The 17,483-nt window shown below is 69.6% G+C and carries 14 protein-coding genes; 7 read left to right on the top strand and 7 right to left on the bottom strand.

Features of this window, described 5'->3' with window-relative positions; all coding sequences use genetic code 11:
• Positions 1 to 90: 90 nt before the first annotated feature.
• The 4 genes from HWX09_RS22230 to HWX09_RS22215 form a co-directional block, all read right to left on the bottom strand.
• Positions 91 to 1,902, bottom strand: coding sequence for a winged helix-turn-helix domain-containing protein (locus HWX09_RS22230; protein WP_027786112.1), 1,812 nt, complete (start codon positions 1,900 to 1,902; stop codon positions 91 to 93).
• A gap of 92 nt (positions 1,903 to 1,994) precedes the next feature.
• Positions 1,995 to 2,273: a hypothetical protein gene (locus HWX09_RS22225; protein ID WP_152777545.1), complete on the bottom strand. Its 279-nt coding sequence runs from the start codon at positions 2,271 to 2,273 to the stop codon at positions 1,995 to 1,997.
• 72 nt (positions 2,274 to 2,345) lie between these two features.
• Positions 2,346 to 3,167, bottom strand: coding sequence for an alpha/beta hydrolase (locus HWX09_RS22220; RefSeq protein ID WP_027786113.1), 822 nt, complete (start codon positions 3,165 to 3,167; stop codon positions 2,346 to 2,348).
• Positions 3,168 to 3,237: 70 nt separating this feature from the next.
• Positions 3,238 to 3,675 (bottom strand): DUF3331 domain-containing protein, encoded by a 438-nt coding sequence (locus HWX09_RS22215; RefSeq protein WP_027786114.1) that lies wholly within the window; start codon positions 3,673 to 3,675, stop codon positions 3,238 to 3,240.
• A gap of 369 nt (positions 3,676 to 4,044) precedes the next feature.
• On the opposite strand from HWX09_RS22215, the gene HWX09_RS22210 reads away from it, so the two are divergent.
• Positions 4,045 to 5,025, top strand: coding sequence for an alpha/beta hydrolase (locus HWX09_RS22210; protein WP_027786115.1), 981 nt, complete (start codon positions 4,045 to 4,047; stop codon positions 5,023 to 5,025).
• Between the two features lie 97 nt (positions 5,026 to 5,122).
• Here HWX09_RS22210 and HWX09_RS22205 read toward each other — a convergent pair whose 3' ends face one another.
• On the bottom strand, positions 5,123 to 6,703 hold the full coding sequence (locus HWX09_RS22205; RefSeq protein WP_027786116.1) for an MFS transporter: 1,581 nt from the start codon (positions 6,701 to 6,703) through the stop codon (positions 5,123 to 5,125).
• A gap of 83 nt (positions 6,704 to 6,786) precedes the next feature.
• On the opposite strand from HWX09_RS22205, the gene HWX09_RS22200 reads away from it, so the two are divergent.
• The 6 genes from HWX09_RS22200 to HWX09_RS22175 all read left to right on the top strand — a co-directional run bounded on the left by HWX09_RS22200 (position 6,787) and on the right by HWX09_RS22175 (position 14,656).
• Positions 6,787 to 7,815 carry an HlyD family secretion protein gene (locus HWX09_RS22200; protein ID WP_027786117.1) on the top strand — a complete coding sequence of 343 codons (1,029 nt, stop codon included), beginning with the start codon at positions 6,787 to 6,789 and terminating at the stop codon, positions 7,813 to 7,815.
• Complete coding sequence (locus HWX09_RS22195) at positions 7,812 to 9,242, top strand: efflux transporter outer membrane subunit (protein ID WP_027786118.1); 1,431 nt, start codon at positions 7,812 to 7,814, stop codon at positions 9,240 to 9,242. Before HWX09_RS22200 ends, HWX09_RS22195 begins: the two co-directional genes overlap by 4 nt.
• A 360-nt stretch (positions 9,243 to 9,602) precedes the next feature.
• Positions 9,603 to 10,883 carry a c-type cytochrome gene (locus HWX09_RS22190; RefSeq protein ID WP_027786119.1) on the top strand — a complete coding sequence of 427 codons (1,281 nt, stop codon included), beginning with the start codon at positions 9,603 to 9,605 and terminating at the stop codon, positions 10,881 to 10,883.
• Positions 10,880 to 11,380 (top strand): (2Fe-2S)-binding protein, encoded by a 501-nt coding sequence (locus HWX09_RS22185; RefSeq protein ID WP_027786120.1) that lies wholly within the window; start codon positions 10,880 to 10,882, stop codon positions 11,378 to 11,380. The genes HWX09_RS22190 and HWX09_RS22185 overlap by 4 nt, the downstream gene beginning before the upstream one ends.
• Positions 11,380 to 13,641: a molybdopterin cofactor-binding domain-containing protein gene (locus tag HWX09_RS22180; RefSeq protein WP_027786121.1), complete on the top strand. Its 2,262-nt coding sequence runs from the start codon at positions 11,380 to 11,382 to the stop codon at positions 13,639 to 13,641. The genes HWX09_RS22185 and HWX09_RS22180 overlap by 1 nt, the downstream gene beginning before the upstream one ends.
• 97 nt (positions 13,642 to 13,738) lie before the next feature.
• Positions 13,739 to 14,656, top strand: coding sequence for a LysR family transcriptional regulator (locus HWX09_RS22175; protein WP_027786122.1), 918 nt, complete (start codon positions 13,739 to 13,741; stop codon positions 14,654 to 14,656).
• Between the two features lie 81 nt (positions 14,657 to 14,737).
• Here HWX09_RS22175 and HWX09_RS22170 read toward each other — a convergent pair whose 3' ends face one another.
• Entirely contained in the window at positions 14,738 to 15,412 is a 675-nt protein-coding gene (locus HWX09_RS22170; RefSeq protein ID WP_027786123.1) for a hypothetical protein, read from the bottom strand.
• A gap of 90 nt (positions 15,413 to 15,502) precedes the next feature.
• A complete protein-coding gene (locus HWX09_RS22165; RefSeq protein ID WP_027786124.1) occupies positions 15,503 to 17,401 on the bottom strand; it encodes an amidohydrolase in 1,899 nt (632 codons plus the stop codon).
• Positions 17,402 to 17,483: the final 82 nt, after the last annotated feature.

Below are 17,483 nucleotides of genomic sequence, written 5' to 3'. Positions count from 1 at the left end.
CCGTTCACGCAATCTACGCGTGCCGCCTGCCGCTGTCCTGTAACCGGGCTGAATCGTTCTGAAACGTGACCGATGCGCACGAAGCCGGTGTCACGACTCGCGCGACGGCAACTCGGCCTCGGCCGCACCGAGCCCGAGCGCGTGCACTTCCGACCACACATCATGCGCGACCTGGGTCGACCCTGCCGTATGCGCGAGCGCAGCCGCATACGCGGCCAGCAATCGCACGCGCGCGTCGTCGGACACCGGGGTCGCGTCCGCGTCCGCGTCGCGCATCGCATCGAGCGCGGCGCGCGCCCGCTCGCGACATTCGTCGACGAGCGACAGATTGAACAGGCAAGGCACCGCGACGGCCGCGAGCGCGATGCCGAGTTCCGCGTCGCCATGCGCCGAAAATGCCCAGTCGAGCGCGGCACGCAGATTGCCGAGTTCGCGTCGGACCGCATCGAGCCGGGCCGTGCTCCCCGCCTCGCTGCCCGGCTCGCCGCCGCCGTAGGTCGCGCGCCGGAACAACGCGAGGAAGTAGGTCGCATGCGCGCGTGCGGCAGCCGCCCGCTCGCCGTGACTGTCGAGCTGCTGTAGCGCGTAGGCCCGCGTCGTGGTCAGCAGCCGATAGCGCGGCGCGCCGTTCGCGGTTTCGAGGATCAGCAGCGACTTCGACACGAGGCCGGCGATCGTATCGAGCAGGTCGGCGCCGGCCGGCCCGTTGGCACCGACGACTTCGCGCACGGCCTCGATCGAGAAGCCGTCGCGGAACACGCCGAGCCATCGCAGCAGCAGGCGCTCGGCTTCCCCGAGCAACCGGTAGCTCCAGTCGTACATCGCCTGCAGCGTCTGATGGCGCGGCAACGCGGTGCGAAAACCGCCGGTCAGCAGCCGAAAGTGATCGTCGAGATGGGCGGCCAGCACGTCGATGCCCAGCACGGCGGCACGGGCCGCGGCCAGCTCGATCGCGAGCGGCAGGCCGTCGAGGCGACGGCAGACCGACGCCATCAACGACAGGCTGCGCGCATCGAGCGGAAAACGCGGGTCGGCCGCCCGTGCACGCGCCGCGAACAATTGCACCGCGCTCGCGCGCATCGCGTCGCGCTCGCCGGCACCTTCGTCGAGTACGTCGAGCGGCGGCACCGGATACACGCGCTCGCCGTGGATGCGCAGCGATTCCCGGCTCGTCGCGAGCACGCACAGCCCGTCGTCCGCATCGGTGAGCGCGCTCGCGATCCGCGCGGCGGCGTCGAGCAGGTGCTCGCAATTGTCGAGCACGAGCAGCATCCGGCGGCGCGCGACGCTGGCAAGCACCGCCTCGAGCGTCAGCGACCCGGTCGGCTGCGCGATGCCGAACGCGCCCGCGAGCGCGTCCGGCACGAAGCGCGGACACGCGACGGTGGCGAGCGAAACGAATACTGTGCCTTCGGGAAAATGCGCGTCGGCGCGCGCGGCCGCCTCGATCGCGACCCGTGTCTTGCCGATGCCGCCCGCGCCGACCAGCGTCACGACGCGCGCGCTCCGCAGTGCGGCCAGCACGTCGGCGACCGTCTGTTCGCGGCCGAACAACGCGCTCGGCGCCGCGGACGGCCGCCACATCGCGGGACGCACGGGCGCATCGCCGTCGTCCTGCTCGACGACCAGCCGATAGCCGCGGCCGGGCACCGTCACGATCAGGTTGCGGTCGCCGGCCAGCGCCTTGCGCAGCGAAGCGATGTGCACCTGCAGGTTGTTTTCCTCCACCACGGTGTGCGGCCAGACGCGCTGCATGATGTCGTCTTTCGATACCAGCGCACCGTTCGCCCGAATCAACAGCTCGAGAATTTCGAATGCGCGGCTGCCGATACGCAGCAGCTTGCCGTTCGAACGAATTTCACGTCTGTCGAGAAAAACGTGAAGTGTTCCAATCCGGATCATGGGAATTTCTTGTGGGTGACATTCAACGGCGCTCCGATTGAAACCGGTGCCGGTTCGGCATCAATGCTACGGTATTTGCATGGTCGAATGATTCAAATTATCAGAATGAACGGCTCGAATTTTTTGAAATGACAAAAAAACGCCGCGAAGTGAGATGCGGCGCCGCTTTGCGCGCCTGCACCGAAATGCGGCGGAGCCGCGCACGTTTCATGTGCAAATCGTGCATGCGTCCATGAATACGATTTCGATATATCAGACGAATCGTTTTCCATTGGAGCAATGCGGTGCTTTTTTTGTTTTGATTCGACCGGCCGGTTATTTTCAGGCCCTTCTATTACTGCGGCGGTCGAATGTCCATCGGCTTGTTTCACTGCGTTCGCGGCGCGATTCGCCGCGCGGAACGGGCGCGCATGCCCGCCCCGCCGCCTGCATGCCTCGCTCGCTCAGGCCTGCGCGAACGCCAGCAACTCGTCGTTCAACCTGGCCGCGTGCGTCAGGTAGAGCGCGTGCGGGCCGCCTTCGTAGACGCTCAGCGTCGCATGCGGAATGCGTTTCGCCGTCGCGGCGCCCGTCAGCGCGAGCGGCGCCGTCTGGTCGTCGTCGCCGTGAATCACGAGCGTCGGCACGTCGAACCGTTGCAGGTCGGCACGGAAATCGGTCTCGGAAAACGCGCGAACGCAATCGAGCGTGCCCTTCATCCCGCCTTGCAGCGCCATGAACGACGTCCAGTCGAGCGCCGCGCGCGAAACCGTCGAACCGTCGCGGTTCGATCCGGTAAACAGCGGCCAGAAGCTGTCGAAAAACGCCGCGCGATCGGCCACGATGCCGGCGCGAATGCCGTCGAATACCGCGACGTCCACGCCGTCCGGATGATCGTCGCGCCGCGTCATGAGCGGCGTCACCGAGCCGATCAGCACCGCCTTCGCGATGCGGCGCGTACCGTGCCGGCCGATGTAGCGCGCCACCTCGCCGCCGCCCATCGAAAAACCGACGAGCGTCACGTCATGCAGGTCGAGCGTCTCGAGCAGCGTCGCGAGATCGTCGGCCAGCGTGTCGTAGTCGTACCCGCTCCAGGGTTGATCGGATCGCCCGAAGCCACGCCGGTCGTACGCGATGCAGCGCAGGCCGTGCGACGCGAGATGATGCATCTGCACGTCCCACATGTCGGCATTCAGCGGCCAGCCGTGAATGAACACGACCGGGCGGCCGCTGCCCCAGTCCTTGTAATGAATCGATACGCCGTCGCGGGTGGTGAACGTGCTCATGATGGTTCCTTTCGAGTAGGGAAGCCGCGTGCGCGTGCGCGGACGCGGCCGAAGCGTGTGGCGCCGCACGTCATGCCCGGGACTGCCGGGCGACGAATTGCTCGAGCGCCGTCGCGAGAATCATTTCGCGGCAATTCGCGGGGCGCTTCTCGCCGCGCCACTGAGGTTTGTAGATCGCGTCGCCGGTCCGGATCGGCTGCCCGGTGAGCGCGCAACGGCCGAGCCCGGGCCCGCGCGCCTTCGCGCTGATCCAGCGTTGTTCGTCGTAGCGGCAGCGCGTCGGGTCGCTCCACGACACCAGCATCGACGAATCGGTTTGCCGCTCGACGGCGATGATCGCGCAGCGGCGGCGCACGTCGCCGCTCGAGGGCATCGGCGCGTCGTCCCGATGCGGGCGACGCGAGCCGTCGGCCGTCCGCTCGCGCGGCATCGGCATCATCCGGAGGCTCGCGGCGGGCGACGGCCTGAGCGACGTGATCATGTGCTCCCAACGATTGAAGGCGTCCATGGCGGCATATCTAGGCAGGTGACGGTCGGCGCGGGCCGGCCGGCGCCGTTCGCATGGTGCGCAACGTGTGCCGGTGACCCGATGCTGACGATAGCCGCCGTTCGCTGAAGAGTCCCGGTCGCGCGCTTAATTTTTCTGCAGCGCGGCAAAATCCGCTCGCCACGCCGCGGCGTTCAAGAAAATTCAGCCGGATTTCAGTACGGCGCGCACCGCGCCGGGATACGCTCCTGACGGCATTCGTTCGTCCGCGCGCACCAGTCGTCGCGCGGCGGGCGCAGGCCGGACGGCTGCCGGGCGGGATGGCCGCGGCAGACCGCCACCGATCCACCATCCCGTGCGGCATCGCAGCCGCATACCTCAGGAGTCCAGATGCATTCCGAACAGACCGATGCCGTCGCGTCGGCCCGCCGCCGCGACATGCTGCTCGCCGGCGCGACGGCCGTCGCCGCAGCCGCCCTGCCCGCGATGGCGGCCGCAGCCGGCACGCCTTCCCGCAGCACCTCTTCAGCCCACCCAGGAGCGCACACGATGAACACGATCACCACCAAGGACGGCACGCAGATCTACTTCAAGGACTGGGGCAGCGGCCGGCCGGTCGTGTTCTCGCACGGCTGGCCGCTGTGCGCGGACGCCTGGGATGCGCAGATGCTGTTCCTCGTGCAGCACGGCTATCGCGTGATCGCGCACGACCGCCGCGGCCACGGCCGTTCGAGCCAGCCGTCGCTCGGCAACGACATGAACACGTACGCGGACGATCTCGCCGCCCTGCTCGACACGCTCGACGTGCGCGAGGCCACCCTCGTCGGCCACTCCACCGGTGGCGGCGAAGTCGCGCGCTACATCGGCCGCCATGGCACGAAGCGCGTGTCGAAGGCCGTGCTGATCGGCGCGGTGCCGCCGCAGATGGTGAAGTCGCCGACCAATCCGGGCGGCTTGCCGATGGACGTATTCGACGGCATCCGCAAGAACGTCGCGGAGAACCGTTCGCAGTTTTACAAGGATCTCGCCGTGCCGTTCTTCGGCTTCAACCGCCCGAACGCGAAGCCGTCGCAGGGCACGATCGACGCCTTCTGGTCACAGGGGATGATGGGCGGCATTCACGGCCAGTACCTGTGCGTGAAGGAATTCTCCGAAGTCGACTACACCGACGACCTGAAGAAGATCGACGTGCCGACGCTCGTGCTGCACGGCGACGACGACCAGATCGTGCCGATCGACGATTCGGCCCGGCTCTCGTCGAAGATCGTGAAGCACGCGGTGCTGAAGGTGATCGAGGGCGGCTCGCACGGGATGTGCGTCGTGAACGCCGATCGCATCAACGCCGAACTGCTCGCGTTCCTGCAAGCGTAAGCGCCGTCTGCCGCGGCGGCGCGCGTGCCGCCGCGGCAGACGCGGCAGACGCGCCGTTCAGGAATTTTCAGATTATTTCAGACGCACGATGCGGCGCTTACGGCGCCCGCACCGGACGCAGCAGGATGCCGAGCAGTGCACCGGCGAGCGCGAACGCCATCGCCACGCGGAAGTTGTCGGCCAGCGCGAGCGTGGTGGCCTGCACGCGCACCGCGCGATCGACGAGCGCATAGGCCGCCTGGTTGCCCGTCGCGAACGTGGCGCCATGCGCCACCAGCGATGCCGCGCCGGCCCGCAGCCGCTCGAGCGTCTCGGGATCCGACAGCGACACATGCAGACCGACGAGATTCGAATGGGTAGCCTCCCTGATGCGCTGAATCACCGCGATCGACGTCGTGCCGAGCTGCCCGCTCAGCAGGCGCGTCGTCTGCACGACCGCGCCGAACGTCAACGCATGTTCGGCCGTCACGTGCTTGCCGAAGAAGAAGATGACCGACGTGAGCGCCATCGTCTGACCGAGCGCCTGCAGCAACTGCGACGGAATGAAGTCGGGCTCGGCCCAGACCGGCGTGAGCCGCGACCCGAGCGCGAACGCGATCGCCACCATCGCGAAGCCGGCGACGATGAGCCGCCGCGGATCGACACGCTGCAGCAACAGCGCGACGCACGGCGCGAACAGCAGTTGCGGCATCGCGATCCAGCGCAGCGTATCGCCGATCTGCAACGGCCGAAGGCCGTACGTGCTGGCGAGGAACAGCGACGGGATGAAGCTCGTGTTGAGCACGGTGAAGCGCACGAGGCCGACGAGCACGATCAGCAGCGCGATGTTGGGCCGCACGAGGTAGCCGAGATCGAGGCCCGCGCGCGGCGACGCGAGTTCGTGAATCAGGAACGCGGCGATCATCAGGATGCCGGCGGCCAGCAATGCGACGATCAGCGGCGACTGCAGCCAGAACAGCCGCTCGCCCTGGTCGAGCGCGATGCACAGGCACGCGAAGCCGCCCGCGCCGAGCAGCATTCCGCGCGCGTCGATGCCGGACGCGAAGCGCTTGATCGGCTCGTCGGCGAGCGACACCATCAGGCACGCGATGAACGGCACGGTCAGCACCGCGTTCTGCCAGAACAGCCAGCGCCAGCTCAGGTGTTCGCTGTACCAGCCTTCGAGCGTGGCCGACAGGTTCAGCGACATCTCCAGGTTCATCGCATACGCGGCGATGCCGAACGGAATCAGCCGCGGCGGCAGCGTGCGCACGACGAAGCCGACCGTCAACGGCACGAACACGCCGGATGCGAGCCCCGCGATCGCCTGGCACACGATGAACGCGCCGAATTGCGTGCAGAGCGGCAGCACGCTTTCCGCACAGAGAAACACCGCGGCGCCCGCCATCAACACGCGGCGCGTGCCGAACATGAAGGCCGCCGCGATCGCGAGCGGCCCGACGAACATCTGCGACGCGGTAAACGCGGTGTTGATCCACGCGCCTTCGTCGACGCCGACGCCAAGCGCGCCGCGAACGTCGGCCAGCCCGAGCGACGTGATGCGCGACGTCAACGTCGCGATGATCGCGCCGAGCAGCACGGCCGCGATCGCGGCGATCGACCGAAACGTCGGGATGTCGGTGGCCGGGCCTGCGGCCGGCGCCGGCATGGCACTGCCGGTGGCGAACGTCGTGTTCATCGTCGAGCGGCTCCCGCCTGTCAAGCTGGCGCAAGCATAACGCGGCGCGTCGAATCCTGCCCGTACGATGGAGTTTGCCGATCATGACCCCACCCTCCCCCACGCCGTCGCCCGCTGCGTCCGCGCGCGCCCGACGGCCGGCCATCGTCGCGATCGCCATGATCGCGCTGCTGCTCGTCGCACTGCTCGTGTACGAGTTCGACGCACGCGATCGCGGCACCGACGACGCATACGTGACCGGCCACCTGCACGTGATCTCGCCGCGCGTCGCCGGCACGGTCGAGCGCGTGCTCGTCGACGACAACCAGTTCGTGCACGCGGGCGACGCACTCGTCGAGATCGACCGGCGCGACTTCGACGTACGCGTCGCGGCGCAGCGCGCACGCGTCGCCCAGGCGCATGCCGACGCGAGCCGCGCACGCGCGCAGATCGAGCAGGCGGACGCGGCGCTCGTGTCGGCGCACGCCGATGCCGACAAGGCCGAACTCGACTACGCGCGCGCACGCGAGCTGACCCGCGAGACGCCGCGCGGCTTGTCGAAGCAGGAGTTCGACGCGGCCGATGCCGCACGCAAATCCGCCCGCGCGCGCGTCGCGGCGGCCGATGCGCAACGGCGCAGCGCACTCGCCGCCGCTCAGGCCGCCGATGCCGCAGCGAGCCAGAACGATGCCGAATTGCGCGACGCGCTGCTGCAACTCGGCTACACGGCGGTCGTCGCGCCGTCGGACGGCTACGTCGGCAAGAAGACCGTCGAGACCGGCGAACACGTCGCGCCGGGCCAGGCACTGCTCACGCTGGTCGAGCCGCATCCATGGATCGTCGCCAATTTCCGCGAGACGCAACTGCGGCACGTGCGCGCCGGCGACGTCGTCCAACTGCGCTTCGATGCGTTGCCGCGGCGCGCGTTCACCGGCCGCATCGACAGCCTGTCGCCCGCGACGGGCGCGCAGTTCGCGCTGCTGCCGCCCGACAACGCGACCGGCAATTTCACGAAGGTCACGCAGCGCGTACCCGTGAAGATCCTGCTCGACGGGCCGGCCGCGTCGGAGCCGCGCATCCGGCCCGGGCTGTCGGTCGTCGTCACGCTGCAGCACGGCGGCACATCGCGATGAAGCGCGCATTCGCCGTGCTCGCCGCGAGCCTGCTGGCCGCGTGCTCGATCGCACCGCAGCCGCTCGCACCCGTCCCGGTCGAGCCCGACCGGTTCCGTCATGCCGATCCGTCGGCCGATCCGTCAACCGATACGCACGCGCCGTCGCTCGCCGAGTGGCCCGCGGGGTTCGGCGATCCACAGCTCGGCCGCCTCGTCGACGCCGCGCTCGCGCACAACCTCGACCTGCGCGCGGCGGCCGCGCGGGTCGATCAGGCGCAAGCGCTGCTCGGCATGCGCGATGCCGCGCTGGCGCCAAGCGTGCGCGTCGACCCGTCGTTCAGCCGCTCGCGCGTATCCGGCACGGTCGACAACGCGCTGCCGAAGCGCACGATGCACAACTGGTCGGTTCCCGTCGCCGCGAGCTACGAAGTCGATCTGTGGGGGCGCTTGCGCGGCGATGCCGACATCGGCAGACAGAACGTGCTGCAGGCGGCGGCCGACCGCGATGCGGTGCGTCTTCGGGTGGCAACCGAAGTGGCCGTCGACTACCTGACGCTGCGCTACGTCGACGACGATCTCATGACACTCATGCGCGCGATCGGGTTGCGGCGTACCGCGCTCGACGTGATCGCCGCACGCGTGCGGGCCGGCGCGGCAAGCGATCTCGACGGGCTGCGCGCGTCGGCCGATCTCGATACCGCGCATGCCGATCTCGCGGAGAGCCGCCGGCTGCGCGAGAACCTCGTCGACGCCATTGCGGTGCTGACCGGCGTATCGCCGACCGCGTTCGACATCGACACGCGCGCCGTGCCCGTGCGCGTGCCGGATGTGCCGGCCGGGCTGCCGTCCGCGCTGCTCGCCCAACGCCCGGACGTATTCGCGGCGGCACGGCGCGCCGATGCGGCGTCGCTCGAACTGGGCATCGCACGCACCGCGTGGCTGCCGACCCTGACGCTGACCGCCGACGGCGGTTTCGCCACCCGCGACCTGCGGTCGTTTCTCGACCGCAACAGCTCGCTGTGGAGTCTCGGCGCGAACGTCGCGCTGACGCTGTTCGACGGCGGCAAGCGCGATGCCGCGGTGGCCGCCGCGCGGGCCGGCACCGAAATCGCCGACGCAAACTATCGCGCGACCGCGATCGGTGCATTGCGCGACGTGCAGGATGCGCTCAACGACATCGCCGCGCAAAAGGAGCGGATCGTGCGCTACGACGACGCGGCGCGCGCGACGGACGCGGCGGCGCGGTTGTCGCTGAGCCGTTACGCGCATGGTTACGTCAGCTATCTGGAAGTCATCGACGCCGATCGCGATGCACTGAATGCGCGGCGCCAGCTGATTCACAGCCGGCAGGCGCTGGCCGTCGCGACGGTGAGCCTCGTGCGTGCGCTGGGCGGCGGGTGGACGCCGCCGGCGCTCGACGCGCGGGCCGCGCGGGCCGCTTCATGACAATCAAGGTCCGGCCGCGACGCGGCGCCGCACAATGCCGCGTATCCCCCGCTCGGCCGTCATCCGCCCCCGGCGCCGAACCCCGGTCGATCCGGGGCCGGACACCTTTCAGAACGTTTCAGCCCGCGCTTCAGGCAATCATCGCGGCCTCTGCGTAGACTGCCTTCATGAGCGGCCGCGCAGGACGGCGCTTGCGCTCGTCATCGACTGCTGGAGTGACAATATGATCCCCGTCGCCAATCATCGCCGTGCGGTAAGGCGGTCGCGGCCGCATCGAACGACCACGCATCGCCGACACGCATCGTCCGGTGTTGCCGCGCATCGCACGGCTTGCGGCGCACCGCATCGCCTGGAGCGCACATGAAGCACAAACGACTCTGGTTCGGCGCGGCCGGCATCGCGATCGTCGGCCTCGCGGTCGCGATCGGCATCATGGTGCGGCCGTCGATCGCGCCGATCGATCCGCCCGCCCCTGCTTCGTTCGATCCGCAGCTGGTGCGCGCCGGCGCGCGCGTCGTCGCGCTCGGCGACTGCGTCGTCTGTCACACCGCGAAGGACGGCAAGCCGTTCGCGGGCGGGCTGCCGCTCGCGACGCCGTTCGGCACGATCTATGCGACCAACATCACGCCGGACGCCGAAACGGGGATCGGCCGCTGGTCGCGCGATGCCTTCGCTCGTGCGCTGCGCACCGGCATCGGACGCAACGGCCGGCCGCTTTACCCGGCGTTTCCGTACGTTCATTTCACGCGGATGTCGGACGACGACATCGCCGCCGCGTACGCCTACCTGATGACCCGCGAGCCGGTACACGCGACGGCGCCCGCCAACGACCTGATATTTCCGCTGAACTTCCGGCCGCTGGTCGCGTTCTGGAACGTGCTGTTCCTGCGCGAAGGCGCGTATCAACCGGACCCCGCGCAGTCCGCGCAATGGAACCGCGGCAGGATGCTCGTCGACGGGCTCGGCCACTGCGCGTCGTGCCATTCGCCGCTGAATGCGATCGGCGGCGAACGCAGCGGCCAGGCGTTCGACGGCGGCATCGTCGACGGCTGGGAAGCGCCGTCGCTCAATACGCTGGGCCATGCGACGCGCCCGTGGACGCAGGCGCAGCTCGTCACGTACCTGCGCACCGGCCGAGCGAGCGAGCACGGCGCGGCGGCCGGGCCGATGCTGCCGGTCACGCGCGATCTCGCGACGGTGCCGGTGGAGGACGTCGAGGCGATCGCCGCCTACATTCTGTCGATCCAGAAACCGGCGAACGCGCGTGCGGCCGCGAATCCGGTAGAGCGCGCCGCGACGACGCCGGCCGCGCGGCGCGGCGCAACGCTGTTCCAGGCGTCGTGTGCGCAGTGCCACGGGCCGGCCGCGCCGATGCAGTCGCTCGGCGAGCGGCCGACGCTCGCGTTCAGCACGGCGGTCAACGCCGATACGCCGCGTAACGCGATCCAGATGATGTTCAACGGCATCGGCTGGCACGGCGAGGACACGCTGAACATGATGCCTTCGTTCATCGACCAGTACGACGACGCGCAGATCGCCGATCTCGCCGCATACGTGCGCGAGACCTATACCGATCGTCCCGCATGGTCCGGCGTGAACGCGATGGCCGCCAGGCTCAGAAAAGAGGACTCCGCACGATGATTACCCTCACCGTCAACGGCGTGCGGCACACGCTGGACATCGATCCGTCCACGCCGCTGCTGTACGCGCTGCGCAACGACCTGCACCTGCACGGCGCGAAGTTCGGCTGCGGCCTGGGACAATGCGGCGCCTGCACCGTGATCGTCGACGGCAAGCCGACCTTCTCGTGCCTGATGCCGGTGGCCGCGCTCGGCTCGCGCAGCGTGCGCACCATCGAGAGCCTCGGCACCGCCGAGCATCCCGGCCCGCTGCAACGCGCGTTCATCGAGCACCAGGCCGCGCAGTGCGGCTACTGCATCGCCGGGATGATCATGCGCGCGCAGGCGCTGCTCGAACGCAATCCGAAGCCGAGCGAGCAGGAACTGCGCACGCACATGGAACCGAACCTGTGCCGCTGCGGCACGCACATGCGGATTCTCGCGGCGGTGCGCTCGGTCGCGGGGCTGCCGCCCCCCGAACCCGCTTCCGCTCCCGTCACGATCAGCAAGGGGCTGTGATGAATTCCCACGACGACATCGACGAAGGCCGCCGGCACTTCATCGTCTCCGGCGCGCTGTTCGTCGCGTTCAGCCTCGCGCCTGCGTCGCGCGCGGCCGCGCAACTGGTGATCGCCGACGAAGGCGCGGCCGTGCATGTCGCGAAAGCCACTCAGACGCTGGCCGGCAGCCTGAAGACCAATCCCTTGCTCGACGCGTGGGTCAAGATCGCGCCCGACGGCAAGGTCACCGTGTTCACCGGCAAAGTGGAGCTCGGCACCGGCGTGCGCACCGCACTGCTGCAGGTGGCCGCCGAGGAACTCGACATGAAGCCGTCGCTGATCACGTTCCTGACCGCCGACACCGGCGCGTCGCCGGACGAAGGACTGACCGCCGGCAGCCATACGATGGCGGACAGCGGCTCCGCGCTGCTGAACGCGACCGCGCAGGTGCGCGCGCTGCTGGTGGAAGGCGCGGCGAAACGCTTCGGCGTCGATCCGCGCACGCTGACGACCGCCGACGCGGTGATCAAGGCGCCGGACGGCCGCACGATGACCTACGGCGACGCGATTCGCACGGTCGACCTGCACCGCAATGCTGCGCCCACGTCGCCGCTGAAGAACCCGGCGACGTTCGCCGTGATCGGCACGTCGCTGCCGCGCGTCGACATCCCGAACAAGGTCACGGGCGGCGTCAGCTACGTGCAGGACATGCAGTTGCCCGGCATGCTGCACGCACGCGTCGTGATGCCGCCGGTATACGACGCGAAGCTGCTGTCGTTCGACGAAGCCGCGATCCTGAAGCTGCCGGGCGTCGTGCGAGTCGTGCGCAACGGCAGCATGCTCGCGGTGGTCGCGCAGGGCGAATGGCAGGCGGTGGTCGCGCAGCGCGCGCTCGCCTCCGGCTGCCGCTGGTCGCCGGGCCGCACGCTGCCCGATCGCGGCACCGTGCACGCGGATCTGAAGCGGATCTCGACGCAGCGCATCGAGATCGCGAACACGCATGCGGCCACCGCGCCGGCCGTGAAGACGCTCAACGCGACGTTCCTGAAGAATTACCTGCTGCACGGGTCGATCGGGCCGTCGTGTTCGGTCGCGCATCTCGAGAACGGGACGATGACGGTCTGGACCCACTCGCAGGGCGTCTATCCGCTGCGCGACGCGCTCGCGGAGATGCTGTCGATGCCGAAGGCGAGCGTGCGCTGCATTCACACCGAAGGGTCGGGCTGTTACGGACACAACGGGGCGGACGACGCGGCCGCGCATGCCGCGCTGATCGCCGCCGCGATGCCCGGCAAGCCGATCCGCGTGCAATGGATGCGCGAACAGGAGCACACGTGGGATCATTTCACGCCGGCGATGGTGACCGAGGTCAGCGCATCGCTCGACGCGGGCGGCCGCATCGTCGACTGGAACTATGCGTTGTGGAGCAGCTCGCACAACGAGCGAATCGTCAACGCGGGCCGGCTGCTGCCCGCGCGCATGCTGGAGCCGCCGTTCGTGCCCGCGCCGTCCACGCCGATGCTGCAGCCCGAGGGCGGCGCCGACCGCAACGCGATTCCGCTGTATGCGCTGCCGAACCAGCACATCGTCAATAACTTCTCGCCGACGATGCCGCTGCAGACGTCCGCGATGCGCTCGCTCGGCGCGCACACGAACATCTGGGCGATCGAAAGTTTCATGGACGAACTCGCGCACGCAGCCGGCGTCGATCCGGTCGAATTCCGGCTGCGTCACATGGAGGACCATCGCGCGCGCCAGGTGATCCGGCTCGCCGCGAAGCACTTCGGCTGGCCGAGGCCGCCGCGCGCGCGCAACCGCGGCGTCGGCTTCGCGTTCGGCAAGTACAAGAACCTGATGGCCTACGTCGCGATCGCGGTCGAGGTGTCGGTCGTGCCGGAAACCGGCCACGTGACGCTCGAACACGCGGAAGCCGCCGTCGACGCAGGCCAGATCGTGTCGCCGGACGGCATCCGCAACCAGATCGAGGGCGGCATCGTGCAGGCCGCGAGCTGGACGCTGTACGAGGCGCTGAAGTACGACACCGAGCGGATTCGCAGCTTCGACTGGAGCAGCTACCCGATCCTGCGCTTCTCGGCCGTGCCGCGGAACGTGACGGTCCATCTGGTCAATCGCCCCGGCGCGCCGTTTCTCGGGGCCGCCGAGGCGTCGATGGGGCCGACCGCCGGCGCACTGGCCAACGCGATCTTCGATGCGACCGGCCAGCGCATGCGCGAAATGCCGTTCGCCGGCGACGCACTGAGACAACGCATCGACGCATAGCGGTTTGGTCGCACCCGCTACGCGCTACCCGATACGCGACCAGACGGCGCCGGCACGCACCGGCGTCGCATGCCGACAGGCTGGAGAACTTCCGACGATGGATACCTTGCTTTCGATGCGCGTGTTCACGCGCATCGTCGAAACCGGCAGCTTCACGCGCGCGTCCGACACGACCGGCCTCACCACCCCGCGCGTGTCCGCGCTGCTGAGCGCACTCGAGCAGCATCTCGGCTGCCGGCTGCTGAACCGCACCACGCGCCGGATCTCGCTGACCGAGGACGGCCAGGCTTATTACGAACGTTCCGTCGCGGTGCTGCGCGAGATCGACGACATGGAGGCGTCGGTCTCGCAGGCCCGCAACGTGCCGCGCGGCCGGCTGAAGGTGAACCTGCCGCCCGCGATGGCCAAGCAGGTCGTGGTGCCCGCGCTGCCGGCGTTTCTCGACGCCCATCCGGGCATCATGATCGAACTCGGCGTCACCGACCGGCAGATCGATCTCGTCGGCGAAGGGGTCGACTGCGTGGTGCGCATCGGCGCGCTCGACGATTCGGGGATGATCGCGCGGCGGATCGGCAGCCTGACCACCTGCACCTGCGGGTCGCCCGCCTATCTCGCGCGGTGCGGCGAGCCCGCGACCGTCGACGATCTCGCGCAGCACGTGGCGGTCAGCCACATCTCGGCCGACACCGGGCGGCCGCGTGCGTGGGACTACGTCGTCGACGGCGAGCCGCGCATCGTGCAGATGTGCGGCACGGTGGCCGTCAACGACGCGGACAACTACATCGAATGCGGCGTCGCCGGCATCGGGCTGATCAAGACGTCGCTGTACCTCGTCGAGCCGTACCTGAAGTCGGGGCGGCTGCGCGAGGTCCTGACCGATTTCAACGCGCCGCCCAAGCCGATTTCGGTGCTGTATCCGCCCAATCGCCACATCCCGGTCAAGCTGAAGGTGTTCGTCGACTGGCTCGCGAGCCTGTTCGAGCAGATTCCGACGCTGCAGGGCAAACGCGGCTGAATCCGCACGGCGCGACATGCCGCGCGCGGTGTCGCGATGCAGCCGGTCGTCCGTCCGGCTCCGCACGCCGGACCAGCGCCGTCACGTGTCGTTCCACCGCGCGCCCAGTACGCGCCCGCAGAAATTCGGCCGATGAAAATCCGGATCCGCGCGCTCGAGCACGTCCGCGCTCCACGTGCCGAACGTCGACTGCGGCCGATGCTCGACGCCGCGCGCGACCGTGTCGAGAAACGCTTCGCGAAAGCCGCTGCCGCGCGGGTAAGTCGCGAGCAGCGCCGTGCGCTCGTCGAGGGTGTAGGCGTCGAAGTCGGTCGCCATCAGGTCCGTCGACACCGCACCTGCCAACGCGCGCGCGAGCGGCGACGTACGGGCGGCCACACCCGGCGTCGTATGCAGCGCGATCGCGTGCCACACGTCGTCGCGCATGCGCCGCGACCGGCGATGCCGCAGCAGCAGCGCGTGCGCGGCGTCCGCCCCGTCGAGCTCGTAGCGTTCGGCCGACCGGCAGTACGCCGGACTCAATCCCATGTTCGCGTACATCGCGGCGACGTACAGTGCGTCGGCGTCGCACGCGTCGCCTGCACGCCGCGCGGCGAGCGACGCGAACACGAACACGCGCGCCGCATGGTCGGCGAGCGCGGCGGGCAACGACGCGCGGGCCGCGTCGGCTGCCTCGACCGCAACGGGCGTGCGCGGAATGCGAACGCCGGCCACTTCGTCGCCGGTGGCCAATGCGCGCGTGTGCGCAACATTCATTCTGTCTCCTTCGTGCCCCGTACCCGGGGCGGAAAATCGTTCAATGCATGGCGGCGCCCCGGCAGCGCGTCGCGCACCGGCTCGCACCGCTCAAAACGCGACGCAGCAGCGGCCGAAGGCTTCGCAGGGTTCGGCGTCCGCACTCGCCGTCGGATAGCGCGGCCGCGCGAAGCGGCGTCCATGGCCGCGCACGCGGCACGCATCGATACCGGGCGCCGGGCACGCGTCGCCCGCCGCCGCCGCGTGCGATCGGTCGCGCCCGCCGGCGCCTGCCGCATCGTCGACGCGGCCCTCGGCGACCGGCGACCATGCGGGGCTGACGGGCGGCGGCGGCGGCGCGAGCGGCGAGAATTCCTGCTCCGCGTGCACGACCTTGCCGCCGACGACCGTCAGCACCGACGACAACGCCGGGATGCGCCGCGCGTCGATCGTGAAGTAGTCGTCGCTCAGCACCGCGAAATCGGCATACCGGCCGGGCACCAGCGCGCCCTTGCGGTGCTCGTCCGTGGAGAACCACGCGCTGCCGACCGTGTAGCGGCGCAGCGCCTCCATCCGGCCCAGCCGGTTGCGCGCCGGATACAGCGCGGTGCCCCCGACGGAGCGCCCCGATACCATCCAGTACAGCGCGACGAAGGGGTTGTAGCTCGCCGCGCCCATCGCGCCGGAGCCGGCGCCGACCGGTAGCCCGGCCGCGAGCATCGCGCGGATCGGCGGCGCACGCGTGGCCGCCGCCGCACCATGGCGCGCGATGAAGGCTTCGCCCTGGAACGCCATGCGCGGCTGCACGGTGATGCCGCCGCCCAGCGCCGCGACACGCGCGATATTGGCATCCGAAATCGCCTCGCAGCGATCGAAGCACCAGCGCAGCCCGTCGAACGGCGTGTCGCGATCCACCGCTTCGAACACGTCGAGGAAGCGGCCGATCGATTCGTCGTAGGTCGCATGCAACCGGAACGGCCAGCGGTGGTGCACGAGCAGCCGGACGATGGCCGCCAGCTCCACGTCGATCGACGCGGGCAGGTCGACGCGCGGCTCGAGAAAATTCCCGAGATCGACCGCCGAGAACAGCAGCCGCGCGCCGGCGCCGTTCGCGCGCAGGAACGCGTCGCCGTCGCCGGGCGCCGTCAGCGCGATCCATTTCGCGAAGTCGTCGAGCTCCCGGCCGGCGTGCCGCGCGCCCAACGCATAGGCGATGCGCGTCGTCAATTCGCCGCGCCGCGCGAGCGTCGCGACCGCCGCATAGTCGTCCGGATACGCGAGGCCGTCGCCGCCGGCGTCGATCGCGCTCGTCACGCCGACGCGGTTCAGCGCGCGCATGAACTGCCGCGTCGAGTTGACCCGGTCGGCCGCATCGAGCATGGGCGCGTGGGCGAGCGCCGCGAACAGCACCGCCGGGTCCGCACGCGCGATCAGCAGCCCGGTCGGCCGCCCATGGCGGTCGCGTCGCAGTTCGCCGCCGGGCGGATCGGGCGTGTCGCGCCCGTAGCCGAGCGCGCGCAGCGCGGCCGCGTTCAGCCACGCGCAGTCGCCCAGATGCTGGATGAATACCGGCGTGTCGGGCGCGATCGCGTTGAGCTCGGCCGCCGTCGGGCCGCGCTTTTCCGCGAACTGCAGCGCGGTCCAGCCGCCCGCCACGCGCGCCCATTGCGGCGCGGGCGTGCGTCGTACTTGCCGGCCCAGCAGCTCGAGCGCGTCGGCAAGCGACGACACGCCGTCCCAGCGCACCTCGAGATTGAAGTTCATCCCGCCGCGTATCGCCTGCAGGTGCGCATCGATCAGGCCCGGAATCACGGTGCGGCCATGCAGATCGATGCAGGTCGTGCCGTCGTGCGCATGGCGCAGCACGTCGCGATCGTCGCCGGTCGCGACGATGGTCCCGTCCTTCACGGCGAGCGCGCGGACGAACGAGCGCTGTTCGTCCTGGGTCGCGATCTTGCCGTTGAAGACGACGAGGTCCGCCGAGCGCGCGGGTTCCGTCGCTCTAAGCACCGTCGGGCCTCCCGCGCGCGCTCGTGCGCGGCGCCGCGCGGCACGCCCCGCTTCTCGCCGCGGCCCGGAAAGCGGCTGCACC

Origin of the sequence: Burkholderia sp. BCC1208, from assembly GCF_902833095.1 — a bacterium.
Classification (GTDB): domain Bacteria; phylum Pseudomonadota; class Gammaproteobacteria; order Burkholderiales; family Burkholderiaceae; genus Burkholderia.
Note: the sequence above shows the minus strand (reverse complement) of the source record. Positions and strands in the feature narration are given on the sequence as shown.